Raw genomic sequence first — 24,958 nt, 5'->3', positions numbered from 1 at the left:
TCAGTTGCTTTTCGTCCACATCTTGACCTGCTGGTCTATGAAGCTCTGCGTCGACTTGTAGCTGGCGACGCGCGCGTTCATCGCCGAGAACTGCGCGGTCATCCGATCCTGGGCGCTGCTCTGGTCATCGGCCAGATTGCTCTGGGCCAGCGTGTTGGCGCTTTGATCCTGGTTCAACTGCTTCGCCGTCGCCCCCAGGCCATAGATGGTGCTGGTCGCCGACATCTGGATGCTGTTCAGCTGCGCCGACAGGCCGATCAGATTGTCGCCACTCGACTGGAACATCTGTTCCACCGCATCGGGATATTGCGCGATCACCTTCGAGAGCCGCGTCGCATCGACCTTCAGCGTGCCGTCCTTGTTGGTGCCCACGCCCAGATCGGCCAGCGTCTTCGGGCCCGGCGAATTGGGGTCGCCGGGGACGATCTTCGCCGTGGTCAGCCGCCCCAGCGACAGGGCCAGGGAGCGCGCCGCCACATTGGAGCGCAGGTCGCCATTCTGGGGATCGAGCTCCTTGTTCAACTCGCCGATCTTGTCGTTATAGGTCGTGACGAACTGCGAGACGATCGAGGTCAGCGCGTCGGTCGGCGTGGTGCCGGTCAGCGAGACGGCCGCGGTCGACACCGCGTTCAGCGTCATGACGACGCCCGGCACCAGATCGCTGAAGCTGTTGCTGGCACGCTGGATCGACACGCCGTCGACCTTCATCTGAGCATTGGCCGCGGTGGAGACGTTGTTCGTGGTGGTCGCGTTATTGCCCACCGCGAAATTGGACAGGCCCGCCTGATTGCCCTCCGTCGCGCTGATGGTGAAGCTGTTGGCCGAGCCGGTAGGGCCGGTGAAGGACAGATAGGCCTTGCCGTTGACGTCGGAGATGACCGAGGCGGTCACGCCGGTCTTGGCCGCGTTAATCTGCGACGCGACCTGGTCGATCGTCGGGTTCGATCCGTCCGCGAAGCTGACGTCGACCGCCGTGTTCGATCCGACCTGGATGGTCAGCTTGCCGGTGCCCATCGAGGCGGTCCGGTCATAGCTGTTCTTGGTGACGCTGGTCTGCGCGGTCGCAAGCGCGCTGACCGTGATCGACTTGGACAGGCCGGACAGTTTCGCGCCCGCCTGGGTCGTCACGCTCAGCACGGACGAATTGCTGCTGGTCGCCTGCGTCGCCAGCGTACCGCCGCTGGCGATCGACGCGAGCGAGCTGGCGAAGTCGGTGATCGAGCTCATGATCGTCGAGGTCGCCGAAATCTGCGCGGTCAAGGTGTCCGCCTTCGCCTTCAGGGCGGCGTTGCGGCTGGCGAACTGGGCCTGGATCAATCCGGGGACCAGCGTAGACAGGTCGATGCCCGAGCCGGCCTGCAACGAATTGAACAGCGCCTGTGCGGCGGTTTTGGTCGCGTCTGTCGTCGATGGTGTCGGCGTCGGGGTCGACGACGCTGAGGAAGTCGAGGAAATGGTGGTCATCGACGGGGCTCCGACACGGGTTCACCATCGTTAACGGCCCGCCGCCGCGAAGATTTAGCGGGATGCGACGAACCGAATAGTTTCAGGGTGAGCGAACCCGTCACTGGGCGACGCCGTTTTCGTCGAAGCGGGCGCCGACCGGCACCTCGACCGGCGGCTGCGACGTGCCGCCCGCCCCGGCGTTGAGGCCGAAGACGAAGGCGAGGACGACCGCGATCGCCTGATACAGGTCGGGGCGAACTTCCTGGCCCTCGCGGCTGGTATAATAGACCGCACGGGCCAGCTGCGGATATTCGAGCACCGGCGTATCCAGCTCGGCGGCGAGTTCGCGAATGGCCAGCGCGGTCGCCCCGCGTCCCTTGGCCACCACCACCGGCACCTCGTCCTGGCCGCGCTCGTAGCGCAGCGCGACGGCGAAATGGGTCGGGTTGGTCAGGATGACATGCGCTTCCTTGACCGCCGCGCGCACCGCGCGCTGCGACATCTCGCGCTGCTTGGCGCGGATATGCCCCTTGGCCTCGGGACTGCCTTCGGCTTCCTTATGCTCGTCCTTGATCTCCTGCTTGGTCATTTTCAGCTTGGAGAACAGCTGGAAGATCTGGATCGGCACGTCGAACCCGGCGATCAGGATCAGGCCGAACCCCATCACCAGCAGGATGGTGATGAAGGTGCCGCCCAGCTCGCCGATCGCGCCGTTGATGTCGCTCTGCGCCAGGCCCAGCGTCGGACGCGTGGTGCGCCACAGCATATACGCGCCGATCGCGCCGAGCAGCACGACCTTCACCAGCGACTTGCCGAGTTCGGTCCACCCCTGCGGCCCGAAGATGCGCTTCAGGCCCGAGGCGGGGTTCAGCTTGGACGGTTTGGGCGCGATCGCCTTGGGATTGAATTGCAGCGAGCCGAGGCCCGCCTGCGACGCGATGGTCGCGACGACGGTGACCGCGAACAGCGATGCCATCGAGGGCAGGATCTTCCACCCCGCCTCGACCAGCGGGCGGAAGGGCTCGAAATCCTCGACATCGGCATGGGTGAACTGAAAACTCGTCGCCATCACCGCCTTGCACGCGCCGATCAGCGTCGGCCCTGCGAACATCAGCCAGGCGATACCCGCCATCATCACCAGCGCCGCCGCAAGGTCCTTGCTGCGCAGGATCTGCCCATCCTCGCGCGCCTTTTGGCGGCGCTTTTGGGTTGGGGCTTCTGTCTTTTCGCCGCCCTCCGACATCAGCCGAGCACCAGCGTTTCGGTGGCGGCAAGGCCCTCGCGGATGATGACCAGCATATAGTCACCCATGGCGGGAAAGGCGATGGCGATGGCAATGACGCCGATGGTCAGCGAGGCGGGCAGGCCGACCGAGAACAGGTTGAGCGAGGGGGCCGCGCGGCTCATCATCCCCATGACGAGGTTCAGGCACAGGAGCAGGAACCCGACCGGCAGTGCCAGTAACAGCCCCGCCAGAAACGCATAGGAGCCGAACAGCGCGATCGCCCGAAACTGCGCCGGACCCATCCAGGCCTGGCCGGGCGGGAGTGCGGTGTAGCTTTTGACGATCGTGTCGACCAAGACGAGGTGCCCGTCGACCGACAGGAACAACAGGGTCAGCATCACCGTGAAGAACTGGCCCAGCGCCTGGGTCGACCGGCCGTTGAGCGGATCGATCGTGGCGGCGAAGTTGATGCCCATCGACCCGCCGATCAGCTCGCTGGCGACCAGGGGCGCGGTGAAGGCGACCTGCAGGATCAGGCCGAGCGCCAGGCCCACGATCGCCTCGGCGACGACGGCCATGATGGTGGGGACCGCGAAGATCACGGGCGGCGGCACGACGGGGTGCGCCATGTTGACCAGAAAGGCGATGGCCCCGGCCAGGCTGATGCGCACGGGCAGGGGGATCGACACCGCGCCGAACACGGGCGCGGTGATGAACGCCGCCCCGACCCGGATCATGATGAACAGGATCGCCCAGGCCTGTGGCTCGATCGAGAGGCCGAAGCCCAGCATGCGATTACTTGACCAGGTCCGGGATGCGCTCGAACATGCTGACGGTAAAGTCGCTCAGCAGGCCCATGATCAGGCTGCCGAAGATCAGGATCGAGACGGCGACGACGATCAGCTTGGGCACGAAGGACAGGGTCTGCTCGTTGATCGAGGTCGCGGCCTGCACCATGCCGATGACCAAGCCCGACACCAGCACCGGCAACAGGATCGGCGCGGCGGCGAGCGCCAGCACCCACATGGTCTGGTTGGCCAGCGTCAGGAAATATTCGGCGTCCATGATGCGGTCTTCATCCCATAGGGGGTGTTTGCATGACCCTTGGCATCGCTTCGGGCTGGCACGGATTATGGTTGAGATTGGTTAACGAAGGGCTTCCATCGGGCCATTCCAACCATTCCTCCCCTTGCAGGGGAGGAACAGCGAGCGTTCCTTAAGTCGCGAAACTGTTGGCCAAACTGCCCATGGTCAGCGCCCATCCGTCGACCAGCACGAACAGCAGCAGCTTGAACGGCAGCGAGATGATCGAGGGCGAGAGCATCATCATGCCCAGCGCCATCAGGACGGTGGCGACCACCAGGTCGATGACGATGAAGGGCAGGAAGATCAGGAAGCCGATCTGGAACGCGGTCTTCAGCTCCGAGGTGACGAAGGCGGGGAGCAGCACCGAATAGGGGATGTCGTTGGGGCTGGCATAGGGGCCCGACTTCGCCATTTCGGCGAACATCGTCACGTCCTTGATCCGGGTCTGCTTGGCCATGAAGGCGTGGAGCGGCGCGCCGGCGGCCTTGATCATCTCGGTGCCGGGCAGCTTGCCCTCGGCATAGGGCTGGATGGCTTGCGTGTTCATCTGGTTGATGGTCGGCGCCATGATGAACAGCGACAGGAAGACCGACAGGCCGATCAGCACCTGATTGGGCGGGGTCTGTTGCAGGCCCAGCGCCTGGCGCAGGATGGCGAGCACGATGACGATCCGGGTAAAGCTGGTCATCATCAGGATGATGCCCGGCAGGATCGTCAGCAGGCCCATGATGATCAGGACCTGGAGCGACAGGCTCAGCGATCCCGAACCGCCATTGGCGCCGCCGCCCAGCTGGCCGATCGCGCGATCGACCGCGTCGCCTACTCCGGGAGCCGGAGCGGCGGCCGGGGTCGCGACCGGTGCGGCGGCGGCGGGCGTCGCCTGGGCAAAGGCGGGCATCGCGATGACGAAGGCCAGCAGCAGGGCGAGGAGTATCCACAGCGGCTTCAGACTGCGCGAAGGGCGTGCGTCCTGGCGCGTGCGGATCAGCGCGGGGCCGGTGCCCCGGCGGGTGACGGAAATGCTCACTGGTCGAACTTCTTGGGTGCGAAGCGCGACACGAAGTCACGGCCGCGCGCGGTCATTGGCTCCATCGGCGTCGGCGTGACCGGCGTCGCGGGGCCCTTGCCCTCGACCTTGTCGACCAGCTGGACACCGCCGCGCCCGACCGAGACGAGCAGGTTGCGCCCCTCGAACTCGATGACCGCCAGGCGCAGGCCGGGTGAGATCATCATCGTCTCGCGGACCTGGATCAGCCGCGTCGCGGGCCGCCCCGGCATCCGGCTTTCCAGCCGCCGCCAGAGGTACAGGCACCCGATCATCAGGCCGCAGATCAGCGGCAGCAGGACGACCAGTTTCAGGATATAGGACCAGAGCATGGGATGGATCAGCCGCGCTTGTCGGGGTTGACCAGCTCGGTCATGCGCACGCCGAAGCGGTCGCCGACCGTCACCACCTCGCCGCGGCCGATCAGCGTGCCGTTGACCAGCACGTCGAGCAGCTCATTGGCCTGGCGGTCCAGCTCGATGACGCTCGATTCGGACAGCGCCAGCAACTCGCGCAGCGACAGCTGGGTCGAGCCGATCTCCACGGTCAGCTTGACGTCGACATCCTGAAGCAGCCGGAAATTGGCCGCGACCGATGTGTCGACGGGGAAACCCCCGGCCATGTCGTTCATTCGTGATGTCCTTCATAGGATTGCGCGATCGCCTCGGGCGGGCGGGCAAGCGAGGTAAGCTGGACCGCGGCGCGGCCGTTGGAGGTGCCGACGGTGCCCGTGCCGAGCAGGTCGCCACCGACCATCACCGGCACTTCCGGGCCGAAACTGATCGGGATCACGTCGCCGGTCTTCAGCTCCATCAGGCGGCTGAGCGGCACGACGGGTTCGGCCAGGACCGAGCGGACCGGGAAGCGCACGGTCATGACCGCACGGGTCAGGTCGCCGCGCCAGGTGGGATGCGCCTCGCCCTGCTTGTCGACGACCTTGCCGGTCAGGGCGGAGCCATGCGGCTTCAGCGCGCTGACCGGATAGAGGATGTCGAGCATCGAGGGGCGGCGGTCCTGCCGCGCGATGCCGAAACGGGTGACGATCATCGCGTCCTCGGCCTCGATCCCCGACAGCAGGGCGGGCGAGGATTCGGGGCGACCGGCGCGGAAGTCGAGCCGGGCGAGCGATTCCCAGGCGTTGCGCATCGGCGTCGCCATCATGTCGCCCAGCTGGGTTACCATCGCCTCGGCCGCGGGCGAGAATTCGGGCGGCAGCGGATCGGGCACCGCGCCGGTGCCGCCGAAGAACAGGTCGATCAGGGACAGGCCGAAACCGCCCTCGATGACGATCAGGGCCTGGGCATCGTTGGTCATGCCGTTCATCGACGTCATGACCATGGGCAGCCAAGCGCTCAGGCCGTCGCCACGCTCGGCCCGGTAATCGGAAAAGCGCTGGACGACCAGCGGCTCGGCCCAGCAGCGCAGTTCCTCGCGCAGGAGCGATTCGAACAATCCGCGCAACGTCCGCGCCAGGCGCGCGGACAGATGCTGCATCGTGTGAAGGTCGCCGAACGGATTGATCTTGTGCGAACCCAGCACGCCGTGATCAGCGACATACTGATCACGGGCGCGTTCGCGTCGTTCAACCTGAGGGGCGGCGTTAACCATGCCTCACTGAACAACGAAATTGGTAAAGTAGACGTTAGCGATGCCGCCGAATCCCTCCTTTTGGCGAAGAATCTCGTTGATCGAGTCCACCAGGCGGCGTTGCAGCTGGCGCTTGCCATCGCCCGAGGTCACCATGTCCTCGCTGGCATCGCCCAGGGTCATCAGGATCGCCGAGCGGACCGCCAGGTCGTTGGTCTTCAGATTGTTGATGACCGTATCGTCATACGGGGTCGAGACGGCGAGGCCGACCTGGACGATATGCACCGAATCGCGCAGGTTCGAGGTGAAGTCCTTGGGCAGCTGGTAATAATTGGAGGCATAACGCTCGCCGCCGTCGCCGACCGGCGTCTTCATGCCGACATTCTCGTGCTTGTCGCCGCCTTCGCCGCCTTCGCCATGGCCGCCACCTTCGCCGCCGCCATGACCGCCTTCGCCGCCCTCACCCTCGGCCCCGGCACGCTTCTGCTCGGACTTGGGAACCAGCTTGGGCCCCGGATGGCTGGCATCGGCCTCGGCTTCCTCCTTGGCGGCCTTGTCCTTCTCGGAGCCGCCATGGCCGCCGATCAGCCCGGAGCTGGCGGCATAGAGGCCCGCGCCGACACCGCCGCCCAGCAGGACGAGCACGCCGACGACCATGATGATGATCTTGCCGAGTTTGCCCTTCTTCTTCTTGGGCGCGTCCTCGGCGGATGTGTCTTTCGCGTCGCTCATTGCTCAGTTCCTCAGGCGATTCGGGTGGATGGGGTGGTGGGAGAGGCGGTGGCGGACGATCCGGCCTCCGCCTCGTCGGAAAGACTGGTATCCGGGCTGCGCGGCCGGGTCGGCATCACGGGCACGGGCTGGGCGGGCGCGCGCTGGTCGCGCATCGACTGGCCCATATCGGACCCCGCCATGCCGCCCGTCGCGACGGCCGTGTCGCCGAGTCGCATCCCCTTGTCCTCGGCCAGCCGGGCCAGTGTCGCATGGGCATCGGCCAGCATCGTGGCGGTCTGCGCCTGCTCGGCGGTGAAGTGCAGATGCGTGCCGCCCGCGTCATGGCGAATCGCGACCGCGATCCCGCCCAGCGCATCGGGTGACAGCTGAATCCGCGTATCGGCGGTGGCGGCATCCTCGCGCATCCGGTCGATGCGTTCGATCATGCCCTGCGGCCAATGCGCCTGCGTCATGTCGAGCGGCTTTTGATCGGCCGCGCCGGTGGCGGTCACGGGACGCGCCATCTCGCCGGTCGCCAGCGCGGTGGGATTGAAGGTGCTCGTCGTAGCGGTCGTGAGGCCGTCGATCGGGTCCTCGTCGCGCCCCTTTGTCGTCGACCGGTCGCGCAGCGCCCCCGCCAGCATCCCGACCATGGCCGACGCCTGGCCCGGCTGGGTCACGGTCAGCGGACCGCTGGGCAGGGGCGTCATGGCGAGCGGCGGGGTGGTTGCCGTGACGGTCTGGCTGTCGAGCGGCGCGGCGGCGCGGTCCGGTGCGGACAGTGTGGCGGGTGGCACGGTCTGGGGCATCACCGCCGCCAGCAAACCGATGGTCGCGCTGGCCTGGGCAGGCTGGGTCACGGTCAGCGGACCGCTCGGCAGGCTAGGCGTCGTCGCTGTCGGCTCGGTTGGTGCCGCCATCGGCATCGCGACCAGCCGGAACGCAGGCGTCGTCGCGAGGGCGGCGGCGGTGGTCGGCAACGCCGTCGTCTGGCGCAGTGTTTGCAGAATCGTCGGGTCGATCGCGGGGCTGGCCGTGGTGCTGGCGTCGAGCGGGACGACCACCGACGGCGGCACGGGTAGCGCGTTGATGGGGCTGACGGCCGGACGTGCTGGCATGGATTCGACCAAGCTAGAAGCTGCATCAATCAGGTTCGTGGCCGGACGGGGCGGCTGGGCGTCGACCAACGGCAGGGCCATGTCGGGCGACGGCAAACCTGTCGCGTCGCCCGGCGACGGTGAAGCAGAGACAGGCTGCGGCGCGAGCGACGGCGCGGCGCGGGTCGTCGTGACCGCGACGGTGGCGCTGGCGACCGTCACCGTTACCGGGCTGTCCGCCGCCGCCACAGGCGTGGTTGGATCGGGCGTGACCGGCAAGGGCAGGGGCAAGGTTGGGGTCGGCAAGACGTTGCCGGGTTGCGCTGCCGCTTCGCCGTCGGCGGTTGCCGGCGTGTCGTCCCGATCCGCGTCGCCATCGGCCAGCGCCCGGCCGACGATATGGACGGCCTTGTCGTCGGCCGGGATGGCCGCATTCGACTTGGCGTTCAAAAAGTCAGCGAAACTCGTGGGTTGGCCGGTCACCGTGCCGCCATCGGGGCGCGTTCGGGCCGATGCCGTCCGGCTGGGCGGCGGTGCGTCGGGCGCAAGGAAAGATGAAATGGCTGACATGACAGGCCAGCATCAGCAAGGATCATGCCGGTTTTGCGAGCGGCGCGGACCGGCGGCAGGCATGTCCTCCAGCGCGCGCATTTCGGCACGGATCGCGGCGGCACGGGCCCGTTCCAGCAGCTTTTCGACGGCGGTCTGATCGCGCTTGGCTTCGCGCGTCTGCTCGGCGGCCTGCTCCGCGCGCCGCTCGGCGACGGTGACGCGCGAGGCGGCAGCCTCCGCCGATTCGAGCAGGCGGCCGCGAAAATGCGCGCTCGCCATCAACGAAGCGGCGGCGGTGGCGGGCGCGGCGATGGGCGACACCGCCTCGACCAACTGGGCGATACGCTGCGACAATTGCTGTTCGGTCGCGACCCGCTCCTGCGCGCGGGCTTCGTCGGCACGGGTCAGGTTGAGTTGCAACGTGCGGACCCGGTGGAGCCGGTTCAGCATCGTCTGTTGCCGGGAGGCCATGTCAGCTTACCTTCGGGTCAGAGGCCGGGCTGGCCGAAGACGCCGACCAGCTCCTCGACCGCATGGTCGAGCGGCACGATCTCGTCGGCATCCTGGCGGATATATTCCATCACCGCCGGATGGCAGGCGATGGCGGCGTCGATCGCGGGATCGGCGCCGGCGCGGTAAGCGCCCATCAGCACCAGGTCGCGATTCTCCTCATAGGTCGCCAGGTGACGGCGCAGCGTGCGCGCGGCCATGGCATGCGGCTTGCCGACGATATCGGTCATCACGCGGCTGACCGAAGGACCGATATCGATCGCCGGATAGACACCGCGCTCGGCCAGATGGCGGTTGAGCACGATATGCCCGTCCAGGATCGAGCGGGCCGAGTCGACGACCGGGTCGTTGCCGTCGTCGCCGTCCGCCAGCACCGTGTAGATGGCGGTGATCGAACCGGTGCCATGCGCATCGGCGCCCGCGCGTTCGATCAGATTGGGCAGCATAGCGATGGCGGACGGCGGGTAGCCGCGCGCGGAGGCGGGTTCGCCCAGCGCCAGCCCGATCTCGCGCCCCGCATGGGCGACGCGAGTCAGCGAATCCATGATGAGCAGGACCTTCTTGCCCTCGGCACGGAAGGCCTCGGCAATGGCGGTGGCGCGCAGGGCGCCGCGAATGCGCAGCACCGGCGAATGGTTGGCGGGCACCGCGACCACGACCGAGCGCGCGCGAGCCTCCCCTGCGACCTTGGTCTCCAGGAAGTCGGCGACCTCGCGGCTGCGTTCGCCGATCAGGCCGATGACGATGACATCGGCGCGCGCGGCGCGGACCATCATGCCCAGCAGCACCGATTTGCCGACGCCCGATCCCGCCATGATGCCGACGCGCTGGCCCTGGCCGATGGTCAGCAGGCCGTTGATCGCACGCACCCCGACGTCCAGCGGCTCGCGCACCCGGCCGCGATCGAGCGGCGACTGCATCTTGCCCGCCAGCGGCCAGCGGCCCGCGCCGCGAATGGGACCCAGGCCGTCGATCGGCTTGCCCGACCCGTCGACCACGCGGCCGAGCATCGCTGCGCCGACCTCGGCCTCGCCCGGCGCGCCGAGCGGACGCACCGGCGCACGGGGAAGGAGCGCGGCGGGACCGCCCAGATTCATCAGGAGCGTGCGGCCGTTGCGAAACCCGATCACCTCGGCCTCGACGCGCGTCTCGGGATCGTCGCCGATGGCGCAGACCGTGCCGACCGGCAGCGACAGGCCGACCGCTTCCATCAACAGCCCGTCATAGGATGACAGGCGGCCGCAGACCGTGGCGCGCGGCGCGAAATGCGCGCTCGCCAGCGTATCCAGATAATCGGCGGCGAAGCGGTTCAGCATTGGGGAACGGGCACCTTGTCCATGACGGCGGCGAGCTGGTCGAGCCACAGGCGCGGGCCGTCCTCGACGATGGTGGAGGCGCTTTCCAGCACGAAGCTGCCGCGCTCGATGGTCGGGTCGCCGACCGGGAAGATGGTCTGCGGCAGGCGACCGTCGAGCAGCGCGACATCGTCCGGGTGGACGCGCAGCATCGCCGATTCCTGCGCATCGGTCAGCAGGTCGACCGCACCCTCGATCCGGGCGGTCAGCCGGTCGGCATCGATGCCGATCTCGCCCACCAGCCGGGTGACGAGCGCCATGACCGTGTGGCGCAGCTGTCCCGCGATCAGCTCGCGATCGATGCGTGCGGCCAGCGCCTGGGTGATACCGTCGAGCAGCTGGCTGTCGCGTGCCTGCCCGGCGGCTAGCGCCTGAAACTCGGCGGTGGCGGCCTCGACACCTTCGGCATAACCCTCGGCATGACCGGCGGCACGCGCCATCGCGATTGGATCGGTGGCGGGATCGGCGCCGGGTTCGCACGCGGCAAAGGGGTCCCAGCCGTCGGTCGGGTCCTCGGCGCGGTTGACCGGGTGGAAATGGCGCGGCTTGACCTCGCCCGCCGGTTCGGCGGCGGACTGGCCGCCCGGCATGGGCGAGCGCGCCCGGAACGAGATCGGCCCCGAACCCAGGTCGATGCCCAGACCCGCCAAGCCCGGCAAGTCGGTGCGGGCAAAGCCGCCCGGCGGGGTGAAGGCCTGTTGCAGCGCGGCGGCGGCCGCATTCTGCCGGGCCGAGAAGCCCGCGACGAAATCAGACATAATCGTCCTCCCCGCCGCCCATCATGATGGTGCCTTCCTTGGCCAGGTTGCGCGCGACGGCGATCATCGCCTTCTGCGCCTCCAGAACTTCCGACAGCTTCATCGGCCCGCGACCTTCCATTTCGTCGCGGATGCCCGCCGCCGCGCGCGACGACATGCAGCCCAGGAAGCGTTCGCGCGCCGCCTCGTCCGCGCCCTTGAGCGAGCGGATGAGCACTTCGCCATCGACGTTGCGGATGAGGGTGCCGAGATTCTTGTCGTCCATCTCCAGCAGGTTCTCGAAGATGAACAGCGCCTCCTCGATCTGCTTGGCGACGTCGCGGTCGATCTTGAACAGCTTGGGCATGACCCGCTGTTCGGTCGCCTTGCGCGCGCTCGACAGGATCTTGGCGGCTTCGCGCGATCCGCCCATGGCCAGGCCGTTGCCGCCGCCATTGCCGCCGCCGCTACGGCGTTGCAGGACGGCGTTCAGCGTCTCGACCGCCTGCGGCGTCACCGGGCCCAGCCGGGCGACGCGGTGCAGGATGTCGGGCTGCATGACCTCGGGCAGCAGTTCGAGCACCTGGCCCGCGACCGCCGGATCGCAATTGGCGATGATCACCGCGCCGATCTGGGGGTGTTCCTTCTCGACGATCTTGGCGATGTCGCCGGCGTCGAGCCATTTGAGCATGTCGATCTCGCACTGCGCCTCGGCCGGCGTGATGCGCGACAGCACGCTGTCGGCCCGTTCGGGGCCGAGCGCGCGGTTCATCATCTTTTCCACGATCGGCTTGGGTTGGAAGGCGATCGAGTTGCGGGCGCGGGCCGCTCCGACGAAATTGTCGAGCACGGCGTCGACCTCGCTCTCGTTGACATCGGCGATGGAATACATCGCGCGGCCCAGCTCGCGGACTTCCTCCGGGTCCAGTTTCTGCAGGATGGCGGCGGCCTCGGCCTCGCCGACCAGCATCATCAGGACAGCGGCCCGCTCGACACCGGTATAGCTGCGCGGGGAGTCGGCACCAGTCGTCACGCGGCTTCCTCTTCCGAAGTACGGATCATGTCACGGATGGCGAGTGCGGCGCGGGCCGGATTGTCGCGGGTGAACCCGCGCACCTTGACGATACGCTCGTTCAGATGGGTCGACTGTTCGATATCGTCCAGCGTCACGGGCCGCAGCTGCGCCATGTATTCGAGGCCATCCTGGGTCAGCGCGGGGTTCATCTTGGCGACGTCGATCCCGGCGGCGGTCAGCGCGGCCAGCGCGGCGGCGTCGAGCGGCACGGCCGTGCCTTCGGGATTCACGACCATCTTCGAGCCATCCGCCGTGGTGATGATCTGGCCGGGCTGGCCGGTCGCGCCGTCGGCGGCGCCCATGGCCAGCGCCTTGGTATCGGCCTCATCCTTCTTCTTCGTCATCGCCTTGACCAGCGGGCGGACACCCAACAGCAGGACGAGGAGCGCGATAACCAGTGCGGTCGCGTTGCGCGCCGCCACCGGCATCCAGCTATTGTCGTACCAGGCGCGCTTTTCCTCGACGCCGGCATCGGCGAACTTGCGGCTGATCACGGTCACATTGTCGTTGCGCTGCTGGTCGAAGCCGACCGCCGACTTCACCAGGTCGGAGATCTGGTTGATCTCCATCTGGCTGCGCTTGCCCGTGGCGGGATCGCGCAGCAGGACGGCGACGGTCAGCCGCTTGATCGAACCCGGCGCGGCGCGGGTGACCGACACTTCCTTGTTCAGGTCATAGGCGCGCTGGAACGCATCGGACTGCTTCTCGGGATTGACGCCCGGGCCACCGGCGACCGGTTTGCCATCGGCAGGCGGCGCACCGTTCGCGCCGTTCGCGGGCTGCGGCTGTTGCAGCGTGCTGGCGGGCGGCGGCGTGTTGGACAGCGCACCGGGGATGCCGCCGGGCGTGGTCGGGTCCTTCTGGTTGCCGGTCCAGTTGCCGGTTTCGGCGCGCAGCGCACCGTCCTTGTCATAGCGTTCGCGGGTCGCGCTGGTTTCGTCCAGATTGACCTCGGTCTGCACCTCGGCGGTGAAGTTGCCCGCGCCGACCAGCGGGGTCAGCAGCTGGATCAGCTGGGTGCGGTACTTCTCTTCCAGGCGACGCTGGAACTCGATGCGGCGATCGTCGCCGCTCGCGCCGTCCGCACCCTTCTTGGACAGCAGGCCGCCCATCTGGTCGACCACGGTCACGTCCTCGGGCTTCATGCCCGGCACCGACGAGGCGACGAGATTGACGATCGACTGGACCTGCGATTCCGACAGCGAGCGCCCGGCGTTGAGCTTCAGCACCACCGAAGCCGAGGGCGAGGACTTGTCGCGGATAAAGGGCGAGGCGTCGGGCGTGGCGAGGTGCACGCGCGCCTCGGCCACCGCGTCGATCTCCTGGATCGAGCGGGCGAGTTCGCTCTCGCGCGCCTGGCGAAGGCGTTCGCCCTCGACCGCGCGGCTGACGCCCATCGGCAACTGGTCGAGGATGGCATAGCCGCCTGGGGCCTGTTTCGGCAGCCCTTGGCTCGCCAGCAGCATCCGGGCCCGCGAATAATCCTCTTCGTTGACGGTCAACGCGCCGGTGCCGTCGTCGATCTTGCTCTTGATGTTCGCGGTCGACAGCGCCGAGGTCACCGCCTGCTTGTCTGCGTCCGACAGATTCTCGAACAGCGTCTTTTGCGGCGGGCTGGACAGCGCCATCCATGCAAGCGCGGCGGCGGCGATCAGCCCGATCAGCAGCGCCATGGGCGCCGACCGGCGGACCGCGGGCTGGGCCATGACCGACTTGATCTGGCGCAGCGGGTTGGCGAACTTCTCCGGCAAAGGCGGCAAGGCCGGTGCAGGAGGATTGGCGGATGCGGGGGTGAGGGCTGTGCTCATCTTACACCGGCATGCTCATGATGTCCTTATAGGCGGACAGGAGTTTGTTGCGGACCTGCAACGTTGCCTCGAAGCCGACCGATGCCTGCTGGCGGGCCATCATCACCTTCGCGATGTCGACCGTTTCGCCGCGTTCATAGGATTCGGACAGGCGGGCCGCCTGCTGCTGGCCTTCGTTCACGCCCTTCAGCGCGGTCTCCAGCGTGTCGGCGAAAGTCGCCGGGGCTGCGGGAGCTTGAGTCTGGGCGGCCTGTGCCGCCTGGTTGGCACCGGCCTGGCTTGCCGCCTTGAGCGCTTGATTGCGTTCCAGGATCTGCGCGCGAAGCGCCATCACCCGGTCGACGCTCATCGCGCCGCCGACACCACCGACACTCACGCGGTCATGGCCCGGCTAGAAGGACGAATGATCTCTTCGCCCTGCTCGCGCGCCTTGGCGAGGCGGTAGCGCAGCGTGCGCTCCGAAATGCCCAGGCGCTTGGCGGTTTCGACCCGGTTGCCGCCACATGCGGCCAGCATCTCGCGGATCGCGGCGAATTCGCTCATCTGCACGACCTTGCCGAGCGTCGCCTCGGCGACCGACCCGATCGCGGGTTCGTCGTCCAGATCGTTGGCGACCATCGCGCGGTCGAACACGATATGCTCGGGCTCGATGGTCGCGCCGCCCGCAAAGAGCAGGGCGCGCTGGATGACGTTTTCCAGTTCGCGGACATTGCCCGGCCAATTGTGCTTGGCGAGCTTCTCGATCGCGGCGGTGCTCGGCCACGGCACCATGGTGCGGCCGGCGGCGTGGCGCAGGATCATCGTCGCGGCGAGCGCGGGAATGTCCATGCGCCGCTCGCACAGCGACTTGGTGGTCAGCGGGAAGACCGACAGGCGGTAGTAGAGGTCGGCGCGGAACCGGCCCGCGGCCACTTCGGCCTGCAGGTCGCGGTTGGCGCAGGCGATGACGCGGACGTCGACCGACTGCGGCATCGACGCGCCGAGCGGGATCACCTCGCGCTCCTGCAGCACGCGGAGCAGCTTGGCCTGGAGCTGAAGCGGCATTTCGGCAATCTCGTCGAGGAGCAGCGTGCCGCCGTCCGCCGCGCGGAAGAAGCCTTCGCCCGCCTGCGCCGCGCCGGTGAAGGCGCCCTTCTGGTGACCGAAGAGCAGCGCCTCCAGCATGGATTCGGGCAGCGCCGCGCAGTTGATCGCGACGAACGGCTTGGTGGCGCGCGACGACTGGGCGTGGATGGCGCGGGCCAGCACTTCCTTGCCGGTGCCGGTCGGGCCGTTGATCAGGACCGTGATGTCCGACTGGGCCACGCGCTCGGCCAGGGTGAAGAGGGCCAGGCTCTCCGGGTCGGCGGCGGTTGGCATGGCGGGGCCTGCGACCAGCGCGCGGACGAAGCTGTTGCCGACACCGGACTCGTTTGCCGGATAGGTGACCGTGATCGGGCAATTGCCCTGCATCGGGACCACCGAGGCCTCCGGGCCGTCGGCGACGATCACCGTGCGGGACGGATGAACGACCGTGTCGCCCTTCGCCAGCAGGAACATGTCCCCGGCCTGGGGCGCGGCACCGGGTTCGGCAATGGCCAGACCCTGGGCGCGCAACGCGGAAATCAGCGCGTATTTCTGCTTAACCAGCGCGGGGGAGGGGTGAATCGACGGCATCGGCGACAAGTCCTTTCGTGACTCGTCAATGCGCTCTCCTTGGTAAAACGCAGGTTAATGCGGCAATTCCGGCGGCAACTTTTTTCCGGGCGCGGGCGGCCGGGTGCGCGCGCCCGCATCAGGCGCGCCGGCCTGCGCCCGCCCGCCCGCGGTAAACGGCAAAACCGGCAAAACTTTACGGCGGAAAATTGCCGGATGGCGGCTAAATCCTGCCGGAATGCGGCCGTTCTCCACTTCGACGGCTCGACGGTCCCAGGGGACAGCGAGGGACCCGTCGAGCTACTCGGAGGAAGAACGATGACTGTTATTGCGACGAACGTGAATGCGATGCGCTCCACCGCCGCCAGCAACCTGGCCCAGAATGCGCTGAGCACGTCGATGCAGCGCCTGTCGACCGGCAAGCGCATCAACTCGGCAGCGGACGACTCGGCGGGCCTGGCGATTTCCTCGTCGATGACCTCGCAGATCCGCGGCATGGCGCAGGGTATCCGCAACGCCAATGACGGCATCTCGATGGCCCAGACCGCCGAAGGCGCGATGGACGAAGTCAACAACATGCTGCAGCGGATGCGCGAGCTGAAAGTCCAGTCGACCAACGGCACTTATCAGAGCACCGACACCGCCAACATCAACAACGAGCAGCTGGCGCTCGCCAATCAGATCAACAGCGTGCTGGGCAACACCACGTTCAACAAGAACAAGCTGTTCGACTCGGGTGCCGCGACCGGCTTCACCATCCAGACCGGTGCCAGCGCCGCCGATACGGTCACGCTGAAGTCGACCGATTTCACCGGTGGCTCGGGCGGCAATGCGGCCATGAAGGCCGTGACGGGTGGTGCCGGTGGCACCGCGCCGACCGCTTCCTCGGTCGGTGGTGTGACGCTCGCCCAGTATGACGATGCGATCAGCGCGGTGGCGACGGCGCGTGCCGGCCTGGGTGCGACCCAGAACCAGCTCCAGTCGGCGGTCAACAACACGACCTCGACCATGACCAACCTGTCGGAAGCCAAGAGCCGCATCGAGGATACCGATTTCTCGACCGAAACGACCGCGCTCGCCAAGGCCCAGATCCTCAGCCAGGCGTCGACCGCCATGCTGAGCCAGGCCAACCAGTCGCAGCAGGGCGTGCTCAAGCTGCTCGGCTAAGCCCCGGATTGGGGGTTTATCCCCTGAACCCCCGATAACTGTTCCCCCGCCATTTCAATGAGATGGCGGGGGGCAGCCAAAAATATTCGTCGCCCGCTGCACTTTTTTCCTAAAGTGCGGCGAAAGGCGACCGTTTTCCGTGGTGGCAGCTCGACCTTCGCCTTGGGGGCGGCGGAGAGCTCCAGCTTTGGAGAACAACCATGACGGTGATCGCCACCAATATCTCGGCCTTACGCGCCGCCAATGCATCGATCTCTGCCCAGACAGGGCTCGACGTTTCGATGAACCGTCTTTCGACGGGCAAGCGGATCAACTCCGCGATGGACGACGCGGCAGGCCTGGCCATCACGTCCTCGATGACCGCACAGGTCCGAGGCATGAATCAGGGCGTGCGCAACGCCAATGACGGCATTTCGATGGCGCAGACGGCCGAAGGCGCGCTCCAGGAAGTCAGCAACATGCTGCAGCGGATGCGCGAACTGTCGGTGCAGAAGGCCAACGCCACCTATTCGGCGCAGGACAAGACCAGCATCACCGTCGAACAGGACGCGCTCTCGGCCCAGATTTCGACGATCCTGACCAACACGACCTTCAACGGTCAGAAGCTGTTCGACGGCACGGCGGGTTCGTCGGGTTCCGTGCAGATCCAGGCGGGCGCCTATTCCACCGACGCGCTCACCATGACGTTCGGCAATCTGAAGACCGACTCGACGCTGACCACCATCATCGACTTTCCCAACCAGAAGCTGCAGTCGACGACCCCGCCGACGCTGGAAGATTTCGACACGGCGATCGCCAAGGTGTCGAACTTCCGCTCCGGTCTCGGCGCGGTGCAGAACCGTCTTCAGTCGGCGATCAACAACCTGACGTCGAACGCCACCAATCTTTCGGCCGCGCGCAGCCGCATCGAGGACACCGATTTCTCGGCGGAAACGACCGCGCTCGCCAAGGCGCAGATCCTGAGCCAGGCGTCGAACGCGATGCTGAGCCAGGCGAATCAGTCGCAGCAGGGCGTGCTCAAGCTGCTCGGACAGTAATACCAGGTTCCTGAGCGCCCTGGCACCGCGCCCCCACTCGGGTGCCGGGGCCAACCGGCCGCGCTTCGGCGAACCGGTTTGCAGGACAAACCCCGGCGGCCTTCGGGCCGCCGGGGTTTACTTGCGTTCACTCGCCCCGCAGCACCAGCGCCGGCGGTATACGCGCCGCTACCCAGGCCGGATAAAGGCTGGCGAACACCGCGCCCGCCATCACGCACAGGCCGATCGTTGCCACCGCCTGCGGTGCGATTCCGACGGGAAGCGACAGGAATATGTTCAGTTCGCGCTCCCGTGACGGGACAAGCCACAGCGCCAGCGCGGTGATTCGCTCGCGCTGCGTCAACAATCCTGTCGCTAGCGCCAGCCCAGTCATCGCGCCGACCGCTGCGATGATGCTGCCTACGCTCGCAAAGACCCGCGCGATGCCGTGCGCCGACATGCCCATGCTGCGCAGCACCGCGATCTCGCGCCTTTTCGACCGGGCGAGCAGCGTCATCGACGACAGGACGTTGAAGAGGGCGATCACCGTGACCAGCCCGACCGCGATCGTCATACCGATCTTCTCGGTCGCGAGCGCCGCGATCAGCGCCCGGTTGGCCTGCGTCCAGCTGGTGATGCGATAGGCCGGACCCAGGCGGTGGCGAATCTCCGCGGCGACCCGGTTTTCATCCTGGGGCCGGACCAATGTCACGGCGACGCGCCGGGTCACGGCCGTGCCGTCGTCCAGCACGGCAAGACCATGGGAGGGGCCCAGGATGACGGGGGCCTCGTCGCCGACCGCGTCGTCGTCATGGTACAGGCCGGACACCCGGGCCTGGAACAGGCGCAGGTTGACCGACCGATCGGGCGCGACCTCGACCCGGCCGATCGCGACGGGCGAACCGGGAAGCAGGCCGAGCTGCAACGCGGCATTTTCACCCACGGCGATGGTGTCGGGGGCGGTGGGGCGAACGCCCATGGCCGGGCGTACGAGCGCGGGGTGGCGGGCGATGTCCTGGGCGGTCAGGCCCTGGACGCGAACCGGGCTCATCCGCCCGTCGATCGACAGGGCGGCGGTCAGCTCGCGCAACGGCTCGGCCCGCGCGACGCCGGGCAGGCGCGTGACGATTGCGGCGACCCGCTCCTCGTCCATGCGCTGATGCGCGGGGGCGGTGATACTGAGATGGCCGTCGACCGGTGCGACGGTGCTGGCCAGCTTGGCATGGGCACCGTTCATCACGGCCATGACCAGCACCAGCGAGGCGACGCCGATCGCGACGCCGATGCACCCGATCGCACCGACCAGCAGGACCAGCCGCCCCCCGGCACCTGGCCAGAGATAACGGGCGATCAGTCGGCGTTCATGGAATGCAAACATGCTCTTCCCCTTTGGAGGGGGGAAGGCTTAGGCGTAGAGTGGCTTTACGGAAAAGCGGATTGTGCAGGCGGCGGGGTGGCGCCCTCCCATCACGCCTGCGCGGCGAGCGCCTTTTTCAGGCGGGCGTGTGCCGCGCTCTTGATCTGGCAGACGCGGGCGGCGCCGACGCCCAGCACCTGGCCGATTTCCTCGAGATTGAGTTCCTCGACATAATAGAGCTGGATGACCAGCGCCTCGCGCTCGGGCAGGCCGGAGATGGCGGCGATCAGCGCGTCGCGCAGGTCGCTTTCGACCAGCTGGTCGAAGGCGTTGGGCGTGTCGTCGGCGAACCAGGGCAGGTCGTCGGCATAGACGTCCTCGATCGGCTCCATGCGTACGGCTTCGGCGGTCTTGTATTCGGTGCGCAGCTTCTCGACCGACACCCCCAGCTTCTGCGCCACCACCTCGTCGGTCGGCGCCTGGCCGGTCGCCTGGGTCAGCGCGGCGACGGTCTTGCTATAGTCGCGGCGGCGGCGCATGGCCCCGCGGGTCGTGGTCGCCTGGCGCCGCAGCTCGTCGATCATCGCGCCGCGCAGGCGCGCCTTCAGATAATGGCCGAACTCGACCCCGCGCTCCTCGAACGAGGCGGTCGCCTCGACCAAGGCGACCAGGCCGACCTGGACCAGATCCTCGATCTCGACCAGGTTCGACATCGACCCATGGACGTGCCACGCGATGCGCCGGACCAGCGGCAGGTGACGCCGGATCAGCGCGCTCGTATCGCCCGCCGGCCCGCGCGGGGCGGGGCGATAAGTCAGCGGCTGGTCCGCAACGGTCGGGTTGATCAGCGCCGGATCGAAGCTCGTCGGATTGACCGGCTGGGCATTCATGAATGCGCCGCTGAGAGGGTGCGAGGTCATGCAGCAATCGCCTGTTGCTGGGGGTGATGGGGGGCGCCGATGACGGCGACGACTTCGACCGGCTTGTCTTCCGGCACTTCAAAGAAAGAGAGGACCGGCACGTCGGGCAGGCAGGTGCGCAGCAATTTGCGCATCGCCAGACGGACGCCCGGCTGGACGACGAGGGCAAAGGGCTTGGCCTCGGCGATCAGGGGTTGCGCGGCCTGGGTCAGGGCGGTGGTGATCCGCTGGCCCAGATCGGGTTCGATGACATGGCGGCGCGACACATCGGCGCGCATCGCCTGGCCGAGCAGCCCTTCGAGCTGGCCGTCCAGCGTCATGACGCGCAGCGGTTCGCGCACGCCGCACAGCTTCTGGATGATCAGGCCGCCCAGATTGGGGCGGATCAGCTCGATGATATCCTCGGCGTCGGTCGACTTCTGCGCGGCGACGGCGATGGCGCTGGCGATGCGGCGGAACTCCTTGAGGGAGATATTCTCCGCCAGCAGGCCCTTGAGCACCTGGGTCAGCGTGGTCAGCGGCAGCGGCGTCGGGCAGAGCGAGGCGGCCAGCTGCGCCGCGCGTTCCTTCAACCCGTCGAGCAGCGCCTGCACCTCGTCGGGGCCGAGCAGTTCGGACGCGTTGGTGGTCAGCACATGGTTCAGGTGCGTCGCCATGACCGTGCCCGGATCGACCACGAGATAGCCCATGCCGGTCGCCGCATCGGCGTCGCCCTTCAGAATCCAGGTCGCGGGCAGGCCGAAGGTCGGGTCCTGCACGGCCTTGCCGTTCAGCGTGCCGAACGCCTGGCCGGTGTCGAGCGCCAGCATCTCGTCGGGCGAGACCTGATCCTCGGCGGCGACCACGCCGTTGATGATGATGCGATAGCTATAGGGTGCCAGGCCGATGTCATCGCGGACGCGCGCCTGCGGCACGACGAAGCCGAGATCCTTGGACAGCTGGCGCCGGACGCCGGTGATGCGGGCCATCAATGGCGCGCCGCGCCGTTCGTCGACCAGCGGCACCAGGCCGTAACCGATGTCGATATGCACCTGCATCCCGTCGATCACTTCGTCCCAGCTGACGCGCGAGGGGTCGACCGGCTCGGGCGCGGGGGCAGGGGGCGCGAGCACCGGACGCTTCTCGATCTGGCGCAGCTTCCATGCGGTGAAACCGGCGATGGCGGCGGCGGGCAGCAGGATCATGTGCGGCATGCCGGGCAGCACGCCGAGCAGGCCCAGGATGACCGCGACCGGAATCCAGGTCTTCGACGCGCCGAACTGCGACCCGATCTGGCCCGCCAGGTCCTTGTCGGACGAGACGCGGGTGACGATCGCGGCGGCGGCGATGGACAGCATCAGCGAGGGCAGCTGCGCGACCAGCGCGTCGCCGATTGCGAGCAGGATATAGGTCTTGGCCGCGTCGGCGATACCCATGCCATGGCTGACCGGACCCAGGATCAGGCCGCCGATGATGTTGGCCGCCAGGATCAGCATCGCGGCGACCGCGTCGCCCTTCACGAACTTGGACGAACCGTCCATCGAGCCGTAGAAATCGGCCTCGGTCGACACTTCCAGGCGACGCGCCTTGGCCTGGTCCGGCGTGATGAGACCGGCGTTCAGGTCGGCGTCGATCGCCATCTGCTTGCCGGGCAACGCGTCCAGGGTGAAGCGGGCCGACACCTCCGACACACGGCCCGCGCCCTTGGTCACGACGATCAGGTTGATGATCATCAGGATCGCGAAGACGAAGAGGCCGACGACATAGTCGCCGCCGATCAGGAAGGTGCCGAACGCCTCGATGACATGACCGGCCGCGCTCTCGCCCTCATGGCCATGGACCAGCACGATGCGGGTGGACGCGACGTTCAGGCCCAGGCGGAACAGGGTCGCGAACAGGAGGACGGTCGGGAAGGCCGAGAAGTCGAGCGGCTTTTCGGCGTTCAGCGCCACCATCAGGACGGCCAGGCTGATCGCGATGTTGGCGACGAAGAAGATGTCGAGCAGCGCCGGCGGGATCGGCACGACCATGACCAGCACCAGCAGCAGGATCGCCGCAGGCAGCGCCATGGTGCGGCCGCTGGAGAAGAGCTTGCCCATCGCTTAGCCACCCATCCGTGCGAGCATCATGTACGCCAGTCGCGCGTGGTCGGGCTTGGGCCGCAGCACGCTGTCGCCGGTGGCGGCGGCGTTGCGCATCCCCAGCTGGTTCATCGTGCTGGTCGCCCAGGCGATGGCGTCGGCGGCGCTTTCGTTGGTGCCGGTGACGACGGTCGCGTCGCCGTCCATGCCCTGGAGCGCGAGCGACTGGGCCGCGAACTGCAGGTTGGCGGCGCGCGTCTCGTTGCTGTCGGCCTGGGTGCCCGCCAGCTTGGCGGCGAAACGGTCATAGATGTCGGACAGCGAGCGCGGCTGGCCGTTCGAGGCATAGAAGATCGAGCGATTGGCGCGCGCGGCGGCCGGGAACAGCGCGGCGGCGCTGGCCTGCGGATTGCTGGCCATCGTGCCCAGAAACTTGGTCGCACCGCCGAGCCCGAGGAAATGCGCCATGTACAGGTCGGTGCCACCCGCCTCGCGGCCCAGCGTCGATTCCAACGCAGCCTTGTTGTCCGAGGCGTGCTCGGCGGCCATCAGCGAGGCGGCGGTCGGGTCGTTGCGCAGACCCATCACCGCCGCGCGCGCGCCGCCGGTCACATAATAACGTCCGCCCGACTGGCCGATCGAGTCGGCGGCCCAGCCCAGGCCGTGCTCGGCGCCGTGCTTCTTCACCACGGCGAGCCAGCTCTGTTCGACGAACTGATACAGGCCCGAGGCGGACGAGGTGCCCGCCCGCGCATTCGCGTTCAGCCCCGACTCCAGCTTGGCCTGGCCGAGCAGATAGCCGAAATCGACACCCGTGCGGCTGGACGCCAGCGCGATGGCCGATTGGACTCTGGCTTGGGATACGGGTTGGACGGTCATGCTGTTTGGTTAAAGCCCTTGTTCGGGGCTTACTCAGCAAGGGGCGTGCCAATTCGCGTGGTTGCCGGGGCGGCAAGGGCCGGAAAAACCTGCCGAGCAACAAAAAAGCCCGGAAAAACCGGGCTTTGACTGTGCGGTGGAGAGGGGCGGGTCAGCGAGTGTAGCGGCGTGGCACCCGGTCGATCCGGCAAAGCGGCAATGCCTTGCCGCCCGGCAGGCGGCAACGGCGCGGCAATCAGGCGTAGGCGCGCATCATCGGGCGATAGCTGCCGCCGGCATCGCCGGTCAGCGTCTGCAACCGGCGACGGACATTGGCCGCCATCAGGTTGACATAGATGCGGCACGTCTCGTTCAGGCGATTGGCCTCGTCGGCCAGCTCGCGCAGTTCGGGCCCGGCCGGGCCGGTGCCCAGCGAGGCGATCTCTTCGATCGCGGCCAGCTTTTCGGTGGTTGCACGCTCCAGGGCGGCGACATCGTTCACCTTGAGCGCGGCGATCTCCCGATGAAGGGCCTCGATGACCCGGATCAAACCGTCACGCCGCGTCATTATGGTTCCAGCTCAGCTTCAGGGCGATCATCTGGTCGGCAATGGTTGCCGGCAGGATCGGAAAATGGCCGTCGGCAATGGCCCGCTTGATCTGGGCGACGCGCTCCGAATTCACCGGCGGCTGGGCCGACATCGCGCTGGCCAGACCCGTGAGGGCGCTGGTGTCACCGTTGGTGTCCTTCGCTGCGGCCGGAGCCGAAGCGAGCCCCGCCTCCGGGGTCGCCGCGACACGGTCCACGGGCGTTAACCGCGCGGTCCTTATGTCTCCGGCATTCAGCCTTGAAGTTGATATTTCCACCATGCCCGCACCTATCGGTTCCGCTGACATTCCATGAAACGGCCGGGTGGTGAAATCCTTTAGCAAGAAATCCGGTTATTTCCCGCCTGGCGTCCGATCACTCGGCCCAGCCGGGCAGGGTGGCGCGGCCGCTGGACAGGGCGACGGCCTGAACCGGCTGGCGGGCGGAATCGATGCGGACGGGGAAGTGCGCACCGGGCGCGGCATCGGCCATGGCGATGCCGTCGCGGGTGATGGAGAAGCCGTTTGAGCCCGCCTCGATCGTCACCGGGTCACCGCGCCGTATGACTGGCTCCTGCTTGATCGCGACCGCTGGCATGGCGGTGGCCGCCGGGGCGGCCTTGGGCACCGACAGGACGGGCACGAAGATCCGCCATTGCGGCGAGGCGCAGGTGACGACGACCGCATCGTGCATCTCGGTGCGCCAGGACAGGGCGACGGTCGGGCATTGCGCCAGTCTCAACCGGGCATCGACCGCGGAACGCGCGCCACCCTCCACCCCGATCGGGCGGCCGGTAAAGGCGGTGACGGCGGCGTCGAGTGCGCTGATATCCTGAAAGCCGGCGGCACCGGCGAGGAGCAGGGGCAAGATCATCGGGGTTTCCTTTGTGCTTCGCCGGAAAAGGCCAGGGTGACCAGCGCCCTGCGCTGGCCCGGGGCGGTGGCGGTGGAGAGGGTCAGGCGGTTCGCGGCGACCGGCCCGATCAGCGCGGCGGCGGCGCGCGCGCGATCGGCGGCGAGCACGACCGCGCTATGGGTCAGCGGATCGACATCGGCCGCACTGCCATCGGTCGCGGCGGTGACGGACAGGCGGACCCGCGGATCGGCCAGCGCCTCGCGCG

At 67.6% G+C, this 24,958-nt stretch carries 26 protein-coding genes and 1 pseudogene; 2 read left to right on the top strand and 25 right to left on the bottom strand.

Annotated elements, in window-relative coordinates; genetic code table 11:
* The 17 genes from fliD to SB4_RS05405 all read right to left on the bottom strand — a co-directional run bounded on the left by fliD (position 1) and on the right by SB4_RS05405 (position 15,893).
* Positions 1-1,464, bottom strand: coding sequence for a flagellar filament capping protein FliD (fliD, locus tag SB4_RS05485; RefSeq protein WP_058751750.1), 1,464 nt, complete (start codon positions 1,462-1,464; stop codon positions 1-3).
* A 100-nt stretch (positions 1,465-1,564) separates the two neighbouring features.
* The gene (locus tag SB4_RS05480; RefSeq protein ID WP_058717962.1) at positions 1,565-2,689 is read right to left on the bottom strand and encodes an EscU/YscU/HrcU family type III secretion system export apparatus switch protein; all 1,125 of its coding nucleotides are present in this window, start codon (positions 2,687-2,689) and stop codon (positions 1,565-1,567) included.
* Entirely contained in the window at positions 2,689-3,462 is a 774-nt protein-coding gene (gene fliR / locus SB4_RS05475; protein WP_058733632.1) for a flagellar biosynthetic protein FliR, read from the bottom strand. Before fliR ends, SB4_RS05480 begins: the two co-directional genes overlap by 1 nt.
* 4 nt (positions 3,463-3,466) lie before the next feature.
* Entirely contained in the window at positions 3,467-3,736 is a 270-nt protein-coding gene (gene fliQ, locus SB4_RS05470) for a flagellar biosynthesis protein FliQ (protein WP_058717964.1), read from the bottom strand.
* 151 nt (positions 3,737-3,887) lie between these two features.
* Positions 3,888-4,784 carry a flagellar type III secretion system pore protein FliP gene (fliP, locus tag SB4_RS05465; protein WP_058751749.1) on the bottom strand — a complete coding sequence of 299 codons (897 nt, stop codon included), beginning with the start codon at positions 4,782-4,784 and terminating at the stop codon, positions 3,888-3,890.
* Positions 4,781-5,134 carry a FliO/MopB family protein gene (locus SB4_RS05460; protein ID WP_058717966.1) on the bottom strand — a complete coding sequence of 118 codons (354 nt, stop codon included), beginning with the start codon at positions 5,132-5,134 and terminating at the stop codon, positions 4,781-4,783. The genes fliP and SB4_RS05460 overlap by 4 nt, the downstream gene beginning before the upstream one ends.
* A gap of 8 nt (positions 5,135-5,142) precedes the next feature.
* Positions 5,143-5,433, bottom strand: coding sequence for a flagellar motor switch protein FliN (fliN, locus tag SB4_RS05455; RefSeq protein ID WP_007406148.1), 291 nt, complete (start codon positions 5,431-5,433; stop codon positions 5,143-5,145).
* Complete coding sequence (locus tag SB4_RS05450; RefSeq protein ID WP_058751748.1) at positions 5,430-6,410, bottom strand: flagellar motor switch protein FliM; 981 nt, start codon at positions 6,408-6,410, stop codon at positions 5,430-5,432. The genes fliN and SB4_RS05450 overlap by 4 nt, the downstream gene beginning before the upstream one ends.
* A 3-nt stretch (positions 6,411-6,413) precedes the next feature.
* Complete coding sequence (locus SB4_RS05445; protein WP_058717968.1) at positions 6,414-7,121, bottom strand: flagellar basal body-associated FliL family protein; 708 nt, start codon at positions 7,119-7,121, stop codon at positions 6,414-6,416.
* An 11-nt stretch (positions 7,122-7,132) separates the two neighbouring features.
* Positions 7,133-8,683 (bottom strand): flagellar hook-length control protein FliK, encoded by a 1,551-nt coding sequence (locus SB4_RS05440; RefSeq protein WP_058751747.1) that lies wholly within the window; start codon positions 8,681-8,683, stop codon positions 7,133-7,135.
* Positions 8,684-8,782: 99 nt separating this feature from the next.
* The gene (locus SB4_RS05435) at positions 8,783-9,223 is read right to left on the bottom strand and encodes a hypothetical protein (RefSeq protein ID WP_058717382.1); all 441 of its coding nucleotides are present in this window, start codon (positions 9,221-9,223) and stop codon (positions 8,783-8,785) included.
* A gap of 17 nt (positions 9,224-9,240) precedes the next feature.
* A complete protein-coding gene (locus SB4_RS05430; RefSeq protein WP_058751746.1) occupies positions 9,241-10,578 on the bottom strand; it encodes a FliI/YscN family ATPase in 1,338 nt (445 codons plus the stop codon).
* Positions 10,572-11,375 (bottom strand): FliH/SctL family protein, encoded by an 804-nt coding sequence (locus SB4_RS05425; protein ID WP_058751745.1) that lies wholly within the window; start codon positions 11,373-11,375, stop codon positions 10,572-10,574. The genes SB4_RS05430 and SB4_RS05425 overlap by 7 nt, the downstream gene beginning before the upstream one ends.
* Positions 11,368-12,387 (bottom strand): flagellar motor switch protein FliG, encoded by a 1,020-nt coding sequence (gene fliG / locus SB4_RS05420; protein WP_275044888.1) that lies wholly within the window; start codon positions 12,385-12,387, stop codon positions 11,368-11,370. The genes SB4_RS05425 and fliG overlap by 8 nt, the downstream gene beginning before the upstream one ends.
* Positions 12,384-14,237 (bottom strand): flagellar basal-body MS-ring/collar protein FliF, encoded by a 1,854-nt coding sequence (fliF, locus tag SB4_RS05415; RefSeq protein ID WP_058733624.1) that lies wholly within the window; start codon positions 14,235-14,237, stop codon positions 12,384-12,386. The genes fliG and fliF overlap by 4 nt, the downstream gene beginning before the upstream one ends.
* 1 nt (position 14,238) lies before the next feature.
* Entirely contained in the window at positions 14,239-14,586 is a 348-nt protein-coding gene (gene fliE / locus SB4_RS05410) for a flagellar hook-basal body complex protein FliE (RefSeq protein ID WP_058717384.1), read from the bottom strand.
* A 23-nt stretch (positions 14,587-14,609) separates the two neighbouring features.
* On the bottom strand, positions 14,610-15,893 hold the full coding sequence (locus SB4_RS05405) for a sigma-54 interaction domain-containing protein (protein WP_058751744.1): 1,284 nt from the start codon (positions 15,891-15,893) through the stop codon (positions 14,610-14,612).
* A 297-nt stretch (positions 15,894-16,190) separates the two neighbouring features.
* Between SB4_RS05405 and SB4_RS05400 the strand changes: the two genes are divergently transcribed.
* Together SB4_RS05400 and SB4_RS05395 are read left to right on the top strand one after the other, a co-directional pair.
* On the top strand, positions 16,191-17,039 hold the full coding sequence (locus tag SB4_RS05400) for a flagellin N-terminal helical domain-containing protein (protein ID WP_058751743.1): 849 nt from the start codon (positions 16,191-16,193) through the stop codon (positions 17,037-17,039).
* Positions 17,040-17,239: 200 nt separating this feature from the next.
* Positions 17,240-18,076 carry a flagellin N-terminal helical domain-containing protein gene (locus tag SB4_RS05395; RefSeq protein WP_058751742.1) on the top strand — a complete coding sequence of 279 codons (837 nt, stop codon included), beginning with the start codon at positions 17,240-17,242 and terminating at the stop codon, positions 18,074-18,076.
* 127 nt (positions 18,077-18,203) lie between these two features.
* On the opposite strand, the gene SB4_RS05390 is transcribed toward SB4_RS05395, so the two are convergent.
* The 8 genes and pseudogenes from SB4_RS05390 to SB4_RS19935 all read right to left on the bottom strand — a co-directional run.
* Complete coding sequence (locus SB4_RS05390) at positions 18,204-19,433, bottom strand: ABC transporter permease (protein WP_058751741.1); 1,230 nt, start codon at positions 19,431-19,433, stop codon at positions 18,204-18,206.
* A gap of 89 nt (positions 19,434-19,522) precedes the next feature.
* Positions 19,523-20,332: a sigma-70 family RNA polymerase sigma factor gene (locus SB4_RS05385; protein WP_058733621.1), complete on the bottom strand. Its 810-nt coding sequence runs from the start codon at positions 20,330-20,332 to the stop codon at positions 19,523-19,525.
* Entirely contained in the window at positions 20,329-22,410 is a 2,082-nt protein-coding gene (flhA, locus tag SB4_RS05380) for a flagellar biosynthesis protein FlhA (RefSeq protein ID WP_058751740.1), read from the bottom strand. Before flhA ends, SB4_RS05385 begins: the two co-directional genes overlap by 4 nt.
* Positions 22,411-22,413: 3 nt before the next feature.
* Positions 22,414-23,271: a hypothetical protein gene (locus SB4_RS05375; protein ID WP_058751739.1), complete on the bottom strand. Its 858-nt coding sequence runs from the start codon at positions 23,269-23,271 to the stop codon at positions 22,414-22,416.
* 235 nt (positions 23,272-23,506) lie between these two features.
* Positions 23,507-23,818 carry a flagellar protein FlgN gene (locus SB4_RS05370; protein WP_058717371.1) on the bottom strand — a complete coding sequence of 104 codons (312 nt, stop codon included), beginning with the start codon at positions 23,816-23,818 and terminating at the stop codon, positions 23,507-23,509.
* The gene (flgM, locus tag SB4_RS05365; RefSeq protein WP_058717370.1) at positions 23,805-24,056 is read right to left on the bottom strand and encodes a flagellar biosynthesis anti-sigma factor FlgM; all 252 of its coding nucleotides are present in this window, start codon (positions 24,054-24,056) and stop codon (positions 23,805-23,807) included. The genes SB4_RS05370 and flgM overlap by 14 nt, the downstream gene beginning before the upstream one ends.
* Positions 24,057-24,213: 157 nt before the next feature.
* Positions 24,214-24,711: a flagella basal body P-ring formation protein FlgA gene (locus SB4_RS05360; RefSeq protein WP_058751738.1), complete on the bottom strand. Its 498-nt coding sequence runs from the start codon at positions 24,709-24,711 to the stop codon at positions 24,214-24,216.
* Positions 24,708-24,958: pseudogene (locus SB4_RS19935) on the bottom strand (hypothetical protein); the annotation flags it as partial. The pseudogene SB4_RS19935 and the gene SB4_RS05360, both read right to left, overlap by 4 nt.

The sequence above is a fragment of the Sphingomonas sanguinis genome, assembly GCF_001476905.1.
Lineage (GTDB): Bacteria > Pseudomonadota > Alphaproteobacteria > Sphingomonadales > Sphingomonadaceae > Sphingomonas > Sphingomonas sanguinis_B.
Note: the sequence above shows the minus strand (reverse complement) of the source record. Positions and strands in the feature narration are given on the sequence as shown.